This is a genomic window from Vibrio sp. R12-SG2-ISO1 (assembly GCF_059834045.1).
In genome coordinates, this window is record NZ_JCBDGO010000015.1 from 274,966 (window position 1) to 283,201 (window position 8,236).

Below are 8,236 nucleotides of genomic sequence, written 5' to 3' on the forward strand. Positions count from 1 at the left end.
AGTGACACTCAGCGCAAGCGCTAAGAGAGTAGACTACCCATTGATATTGGGACCAAGCCACTTCTCCGCTTCCAACATGTCCCAACCTTTGCGCTGTGCATAGCTCTCCACCTGATCTTGCTGGATTTGAGCAACGGCAAAGTAGCGCGAGTCAGGGTGAGAGAAGTACCAACCTGAGACAGAAGCGCCAGGGAACATCGCATAGCTCGACGTCAGCGTCATGCCTATGGTGTTTTCAACGTCCATCAGCTCCCAAATTGCGCCCTTCTCTGTGTGCTCAGGACACGCAGGATAGCCCGGTGCAGGACGAATGCCTTGGTATTTCTCGCGAATCAACTCCTCGTTGGATAAGTTCTCATCGGCCGCGTAGCCCCAAATCTCTTTGCGTACCCGCTCATGCAAGTATTCTGCGAAGGCTTCGGCCAAACGGTCTGCCACCGCCTGAATCATAATGGCGTTGTAATCATCCCCTTGCGCTTTGTATTCATCAGCCAACTCACGCTCATTGATGCCACCTGTCACCGCAAACGCGCCAATCCAATCGGCCTTACCGGATGATTTCGGTGCGATGTAATCCGACAAACAGTAGTTGTAACCTTTAGGTTTTTCCGTCTGTTGACGTAAGTTGTGCAACACTTTAGCCACCTCGGTACGCGACTCATCGGTGTACACTTCAATGTCATCGCCAACGCTGGCCGCAGGGAACAAAGCACACATGCCGCGGGCTTGCATCAAGCCCTCTTTTTCAACGCGATCCAACAGAGCGTTGGCATCTTCGAACAAGCGTTTCGCCTCTTCACCGACCTCTTCATGGTCGAAGATTGCCGGGTATTTACCGACCAAGGACCACGTCATAAAGAATGGCGTCCAATCGATGTATTGGCGCAGCGTTGCAATATCAAAATCATCAAACACATGCACGCCGGGTTTCGCAGGAACCGGGGGCGTATAGCTTTGCCAATCAATTGCCACTTTATTGCTTTGCGCTTGCTCTAAGCTTACCGGCTTAGTGCGGGGTTTCTTACGGTTATGTTGATCGCGCACCACGTCATAGTCCGCTTGCAGCTTTTCAACAAACGCTGGCTTTAACGTCTCAGACAACAGCGAGGAACAGACCCCGACCGCTCGTGAGGCATTATTCACATACACCACAGGTTGTGAGTAATTTTGCTCAATTTTCACTGCGGTATGCGCTTTCGATGTGGTCGCGCCGCCAATCAAGAGTGGCAAATCGAAGTTGAGGCGCTCCATTTCTTTGGCGACATGCACCATTTCGTCCAACGATGGGGTGATCAGGCCAGACAAACCAATGATGTCTACCTTCTCTTCTTTTGCGACTTTTAGGATTTGCTCGCACGGCACCATCACACCTAAGTCGATAATTTCGTAGTTATTACACTGCAGCACCACACCAACGATGTTTTTACCTATGTCGTGAACATCGCCTTTTACGGTCGCCAGCAGAATCTTACCGTTGGTCGAGCCGGCTTGTTTCTCTGCATTAATGTACGGCTCTAGGTGAGCCACAGCTTGCTTCATCACACGCGCGGATTTCACCACTTGAGGAAGGAACATTTTCCCTTCACCAAACAGGTCTCCAACCACGTTCATGCCATCCATCAGTGGCCCTTCGATGACCTCAAGAGGCTTGCTCGCATTGACTCGCGCCTCTTCCGTATCATCGACAATAAACTCGGTGATGCCTTTCACTAGCGCATGTTCTAAACGCTTTTCAACAGGCCATGTGCGCCATTCCAGTGCTGAGGCATCCTCTTCTTTGCCGACCCCTTTTTCGGCGTATTCGCCGGCAATATCCAATAAGCGCTCGGTGGCATCAGAGCGGCGGTTAAGCACCACATCCTCTACCGCTTCACGCAGCTTGTCTGGGACGTTGTCGTAGATTTCTAACTGCCCGGCGTTGACGATGCCCATGTCCATGCCGTTCTTGAAACAGTGGTAGAGGAACACCGCATGAATCGCTTCGCGTACATAGTTATTACCGCGAAACGAGAACGATACGTTGGACACGCCACCTGAAATCATCGCATACGGCAGATCGCGTTTGATGTCTGCCACGGCTTCAATGAAATCAACAGCGTAGTTGTTGTGCTCTTCAATACCGGTGGCCACCGCGAAGATATTCGGGTCAAAAATGATGTCTTCCGGCGGGAAGCCCACTTCGTCAACCAAAATACGATACGCGTTCGTACAGATTTGGAGTTTGCGTTCACGCGTCTCCGCCTGACCCACTTCATCAAACGCCATCACAATCACAGCGGCGCCGTAGCGTCGGATCAGCTTGGCCTGCTCAATGAATTTCTCTTTGCCTTCTTTGAGCGAGATCGAGTTAACGATGCCTTTGCCTTGGATGCATTTCAGACCCGCTTCAATCACCTCCCACTTCGACGAGTCAACCATAATCGGCACGCGGGAGATTTCAGGCTCAGAGGCGCACAAGTTAAGGAAGCGCACCATGCAAGCCTGCGCATCAAGCATGCCCTCGTCCATATTGATATCGATGATTTGCGCGCCGTTTTCCACTTGCTGACGTGCCACTTCTAGCGCTTCATCATACTGCTCTTCTTTAATAAGACGCTTGAATCGTGCCGAGCCCGTGACGTTAGTTCGCTCGCCGACGTTAATAAATAGCGTCTCTTTCTCAATAGTGAGCGGCTCTAACCCTGACAAACGGCACGCGACGGGGAGCTCTGGCAGCGCGCGCGGTGTTACACCATCGACCACACGAGCCATTTCACGAATATGCTCTGGTGTGGTACCACAACAGCCACCAATTAAGTTAAGAAAGCCGCTTTTCGCCCACTCCTCAACATGTTGCGCCATCTCTTGTGGCGACAAGTCATACTCACCAAACGCATTCGGCAAACCGGCGTTTGGGTGCGCCGAGACAAAAGACTCTGAAATACGCGAGAGTTCATCGACGTAGGGACGCAATTCATCAGGGCCAAGTGCACAGTTCAAGCCAAACGACAACGGTCTAACGTGACGCAGTGAGTTGTAAAAAGCTTCGGTAGTCTGGCCAGAGAGCGTACGTCCAGAGGCATCGGTAATCGTCCCTGAGATCATCACAGGCAGGCTAATGCCGAGCTCTTCAAATACGCTGTCAACGGCAAACGCACACGCTTTGGCGTTGAGGGTGTCAAAAATGGTTTCGATAAGAATCAGATCGCTGCCGCCTTTGATTAGGGCGCGCGTTGACTCAGAGTACGCCTCGACCAACTGATCAAAGCTGACATTGCGATAACCTGGGTCGTTCACATCAGGAGAGATGGAACAGGTGCGGTTGGTTGGGCCCAACACGCCCGCGACATAGCGAGGTTTGTCCGGCGTTTTTGCCGTCCATTCATCGGCCGCCTCACGTGCAAGTTGGGCCGCTGCGAAGTTAATCTCTTCGCTTAAACTCTGCATGTCGTAGTCGGCCATCGCAATCGTGGTGGCATTAAAGGTATTGGTTTCGAGAATATCCGCACCGGCTTCTAAATAGGCGCTGTGGATCTCTTTGATCAATGCAGGCTGAGTCAACACCAACAGATCGTTGTTCCCTTTTAAATCACAATGCCAATCGGCGAAACGCGTACCACGATAGTCTTGCTCTTCGAGCTTGTAACCTTGGATCATGGTGCCCATGCCACCATCGATCAAAAGTATCCGTTGTTGCAATTGCGCTTCGATTTGCTGCCTTACATTACTTCCCACAGTACTGCCTCATTCCTTTCGTTATTTCCCCATCCTATCACAGATCAAAAAGGAGTCTAGACGTCTAAACGGTAAAAATACGTCTCACACCACGGGTAAAAATCATTTGCTATTTGAACAAGTCAGTAACAAAATTCTTGTTCATAATTTGTTACATACTGGAACGCTCATGTCAGTCTACTACACACTCTGCTTTTTATCGGCTGCGGCAATGCTGATTGCCTTTGTAAACAGCAAGATAGGTAAAATGCAGACCACCATCGCCATCACTGCGGGCTCAATGGTGCTGTCGTTACTCATTTTGGTTGCAGGCCAAAACGATTGGTTCCAACTGACAGAAATTGCGTCAAAGACGGTCGCCAGCATCAACTTCGAAGATTTTTTGTTGAAGGGGATTCTCGGCTTTCTCCTCTTCGCTGGCGGATTGGGCATCAAACTGCCCAACCTTAAAGATCAAAAATGGGAGATCACTGTCTTAGCCTTGGGCGCCACGCTGTTTTCGACGTTCTTCATCGGATTTGGTCTTTATGCTTTTTGCCAATGGCTGAACATTCCGTTTGATCTGGTGTACTGCTTACTCTTCGGGGCACTGATCTCTCCGACGGACCCGATTGCCGTGTTAGCGATCGTCAAAAAGCTCAAAGCCCCCAAACGTATCTCAACCCAAATTGAGGGAGAGTCCCTTTTTAACGACGGCTTTGGCTTGGTCATTTTCGTCACTCTTTACACCATCGCTTTTGGTCACGACACGCCGACACTAGGCAGCGTCACCTTGCTGTTCGCACAAGAAGCGATGGGTGGCATTGTGTATGGCTTTGCCCTAGGGCTGTTGTTCCACTACCTGATCAGCGCGACCGACGATCACTCTATGGAACTACTGCTGACCATCGGCATTCCCACCGCAGGTTACGCCTTTGCCGAGGTTTTGCATGTGTCGGGCCCGTTAGCAATGGTGGTCTCAGGAATCATGATCGGTAACTGGACGCGCTTTATCGGCTTTTCAAAAGAGAGTGAAGATCACCTCGACCATTTCTGGGAGCTGATCGATGAATTCCTTAACGGCGTCTTGTTCCTTTTGATCGGTATGTCGATGTTGCTGTTTGAATTCCATCAAGAAGACTGGATCATGATGGCGGTCGCCGTTCCTTTGGTCTTGCTTTCGCGTTATCTGAGCGTGTTTTTCTCTTACGTAGGGTTTAAGCGCTATCGAACCTACAACCCTTGGTCAGTCAAAATCCTTACCTGGGGTGGCCTAAGAGGTGGATTAGCGCTGGCCATGGCACTCTCCATTCCCTCTGGCATTTGGGTCATTCAAGATAAGCTGATTGATGTTAAAGAGATCATCCTTGTTATGACTTACTCTGTGGTGGTGTTTTCCATCTTAGTGCAAGGCTCTACCATTACCCCAATGGTAGAGAAAGCCAAAAGGGCAGAGAAACAGGCCTAGTGCCCGCAGCAATGTGCATAGATGCCAGCAAAATACGCTGGCATTTTTCTACCTGTATCGGATAAATGACATCCGATTGCAGCTATCGCCAAGCAAAATGTCTACTATAACTCTTCGATAGGCGCCCCCATCTTTGGCTACGTTATGGAAAACCTCTCTTTAGACATTCGCACACTTAACTTCACGGTTATCGTCTTCTCCTTTATCTATTCTTCAGGCTTGTTCTTTTATCAAGCCTCGCAGAAACAAGTTCAAGGCCTAAACCGACTGGCCGCTGGCATCTTTATGATTGGCTTAGGGCCGCTGTTTTTAGGTTTTCGAGGAACCGCGCCAGAGTGGCTGACCATAGTGCTCGCCAATACTCTCATCATGCTGGGTTTTCTTTTTACCGTAAAAGGCATCTGCGCGATTCGCGCCTATCACAGTAAAGGAGTGCGATGGTTAGAGGGAGCATTGCTGCTAGCAGGTCTACTGTTTGTTTTCTTTACCTATGTAACGCCATCCATCAATGCCCGTATTCTTATCTTAAGCGCCTACCTCAGCGCCTCCTGTTTTTTCGCAGCTTGGGCACTGCTTAAGGGCGAGAAGGACGATGCCAAGTTTCCACTTCTCATGATGGTGATCCCATTTGTCAGCTATGGCAGTTTTATGGTGTTTCGCCTCGTCTATACCGCGCTCGGGCCTACGATTAGCAGTTATATGAGCTCTGGACTGATTCATGCCCTGACCTACCTATTCTGCATCATATTAATGGTTGCCATTAGCCTGAGCATGCTATGGCTCATCAATGCAAGATTGCTCGACTCCATCCATCAGTTGTCACAAAAGGATCCACTGACAGGACTCTATAACCGACGAGCGATGGACTCGTTACTGCCTTCTCTAGTTCATCAATCGAAAGAGGAGCATCTGCCCCTTAGCGTGATCATGACTGACATCGATAACTTCAAACGGATTAACGATGAGCTAGGGCATCTGGTGGGAGACAAAACCATTGAGAAAGTCGCCAAGCTTATGCAGCGTACCCTACCAGATTCGGTATTGGCAATACGTTTTGGCGGTGATGAGTTTATGCTGCTGTTACCCAAGCACACAGCGGAAGAAGCGATTCAACAAGCAGAACTATTGAGGCAAAAGGTGGCGCTGAACCCTATCGTAAGTAGCGTTCATCTTGATTGCACCATGAGCTTTGGCGTCGCAGAACTCAAGCGCAGTGACTCGATGGATGACCTACTCTCCAATGCCGATGTTGCCCTCTATGAAGCCAAAAATGGTGGACGAAACCAAGTGGTTGTTGCCCAGTGACCGCAACCATTTGTTGAGAAGCCCTGCCTATAGCAGGGCTTCTCACATCTATACTGTCTGTACAAAGGTGACATTCAGAAAGCGGGAGCTGACCCATACAAACTAGAGACTTCGACTCTGCTGAAAACGCTGAGTTGATGGCAATTTGTATTGCTTTGATGCGAAGAAGCCTACTTTTCTACCTGTAGTAGTACAGCTGGATACGAGTTGCTGGCTGAGCAGGGGAGAGTAGATGGTCCGGCATTCCGTGGTCTGGCATTCCGGCCCGCGAGAAAATGCACAACACTTTCAGGAGCATTAAACGTAAAAAAGCCCAGTCTTTCGACTAGGCTTTCTAATAAGTGGCGGAGTGGACGGGACTCGAACCCGCGACCCCCGGCGTGACAGGCCGGTATTCTAACCAACTGAACTACCACTCCGCAGTGGTCTATTTAAAGTCTTATCTCAATCGAGCTTCAAATAGATAATGTTCAAAGCCTGGCGATGTCCTACTCTCACATGGGGAAGCCCCACACTACCATCGGCGCTAATTCGTTTCACTTCTGAGTTCGGCATGGAATCAGGTGGGTCCAAATCGCTATGGTCGCCAAGCAAATTTTGTTTAAGTTCCTAGAAGCTAGTTCCTAGTGCCTAGACCCTAGTTCCTAGAACTTAATAATTCGGAAAGCTGCGTTTATCGTTTCTAGCGACTAGGAACTAGTCACTCGTCTCTTTTACACATTCAATGTTCTTTCATTGAGTCCATCAAAACCCTTTGGGTGTTGTATGGTTAAGCCTCACGGGCAATTAGTACAGGTTAGCTCAACGCCTCACAGCGCTTACACACCCTGCCTATCAACGTTCTAGTCTCGAACAACCCTTAAGGGCACTTAAAGTGCCAGGGAAGACTCATCTCAGGGCTCGCTTCCCGCTTAGATGCTTTCAGCGGTTATCGATTCCGAACTTAGCTACCGGGCAATGCGATTGGCATCACAACCCGAACACCAGAGGTTCGTCCACTCCGGTCCTCTCGTACTAGGAGCAGCCCCCTTCAATCTTCCAACGCCCACGGCAGATAGGGACCGAACTGTCTCACGACGTTCTAAACCCAGCTCGCGTACCACTTTAAATGGCGAACAGCCATACCCTTGGGACCGACTTCAGCCCCAGGATGTGATGAGCCGACATCGAGGTGCCAAACACCGCCGTCGATATGAACTCTTGGGCGGTATCAGCCTGTTATCCCCGGAGTACCTTTTATCCGTTGAGCGATGGCCCTTCCATTCAGAACCACCGGATCACTATGACCTGCTTTCGCACCTGCTCGAATTGTCATTCTCGCAGTCAAGCGGGCTTATGCCATTGCACTAACCTCACGATGTCCAACCGTGATTAGCCCACCTTCGTGCTCCTCCGTTACTCTTTGGGAGGAGACCGCCCCAGTCAAACTACCCACCAGGCACTGTCCTCACCCCGGATAACGGGGCTAAGTTAGAACATCAAACATACAAGGGTGGTATTTCAAGGTCGGCTCCACAGATACTGGCGTACCTGCTTCAAAGCCTCCCACCTATCCTACACATGTAGGCTCAATGTTCAGTGCCAAGCTGTAGTAAAGGTTCACGGGGTCTTTCCGTCTAGCCGCGGGTACACTGCATCTTCACAGCGATTTCAATTTCACTGAGTCTCGGGTGGAGACAGCGTGGCCATCATTACGCCATTCGTGCAGGTCGGAACTTACCCGACAAGGAATTTCGCTACCTTAGGACCGTTATAGTTACGGCCGCCGTT

General features: G+C 50.1%; 3 protein-coding genes, 1 tRNA gene and 2 rRNA genes. 2 read left to right on the plus strand and 4 right to left on the minus strand.

All coding sequences use genetic code 11. The features are described 5' to 3' along the window. Positions 1-33: 33 nt before the first annotated feature. Positions 34-3,714 (minus strand): methionine synthase, encoded by a 3,681-nt coding sequence (metH, locus tag AC6R10_RS11795; protein WP_500672319.1) that lies wholly within the window; start codon positions 3,712-3,714, stop codon positions 34-36. A 169-nt stretch (positions 3,715-3,883) separates the two neighbouring features. On the opposite strand from metH, the gene AC6R10_RS11800 reads away from it, so the two are divergent. Together AC6R10_RS11800 and AC6R10_RS11805 are read left to right on the plus strand one after the other, a co-directional pair. Then, complete coding sequence (locus tag AC6R10_RS11800) at positions 3,884-5,161, plus strand: cation:proton antiporter (protein WP_500672320.1); 1,278 nt, start codon at positions 3,884-3,886, stop codon at positions 5,159-5,161. A 144-nt stretch (positions 5,162-5,305) separates the two neighbouring features. Continuing rightward, positions 5,306-6,466 (plus strand): GGDEF domain-containing protein, encoded by a 1,161-nt coding sequence (locus AC6R10_RS11805; RefSeq protein WP_500672321.1) that lies wholly within the window; start codon positions 5,306-5,308, stop codon positions 6,464-6,466. Positions 6,467-6,808: 342 nt separating this feature from the next. On the opposite strand, the gene AC6R10_RS11810 is transcribed toward AC6R10_RS11805, so the two are convergent. From AC6R10_RS11810 to AC6R10_RS11820, 3 genes are all read right to left on the minus strand, one after another. After that, positions 6,809-6,885, minus strand: a tRNA-Asp gene (locus AC6R10_RS11810). Positions 6,886-6,941: 56 nt separating this feature from the next. Then, positions 6,942-7,057, minus strand: a 5S ribosomal RNA gene (gene rrf, locus AC6R10_RS11815). Between the two features lie 174 nt (positions 7,058-7,231). Then, positions 7,232-8,236: ribosomal RNA gene (locus AC6R10_RS11820) — 23S ribosomal RNA — on the minus strand; the annotation flags it as partial.

Excerpts from the sequence above, each read along its gene's own strand:
- AC6R10_RS11800 (WP_500672320.1), top strand. The coding sequence starts at position 3,884 with ATGTCAGTCTACTACACACTCTGCTTTTTATCGGCTGCGGCAATGCTG.
- AC6R10_RS11805 (WP_500672321.1), top strand. The coding sequence starts at position 5,306 with ATGGAAAACCTCTCTTTAGACATTCGCACACTTAACTTCACGGTTATC.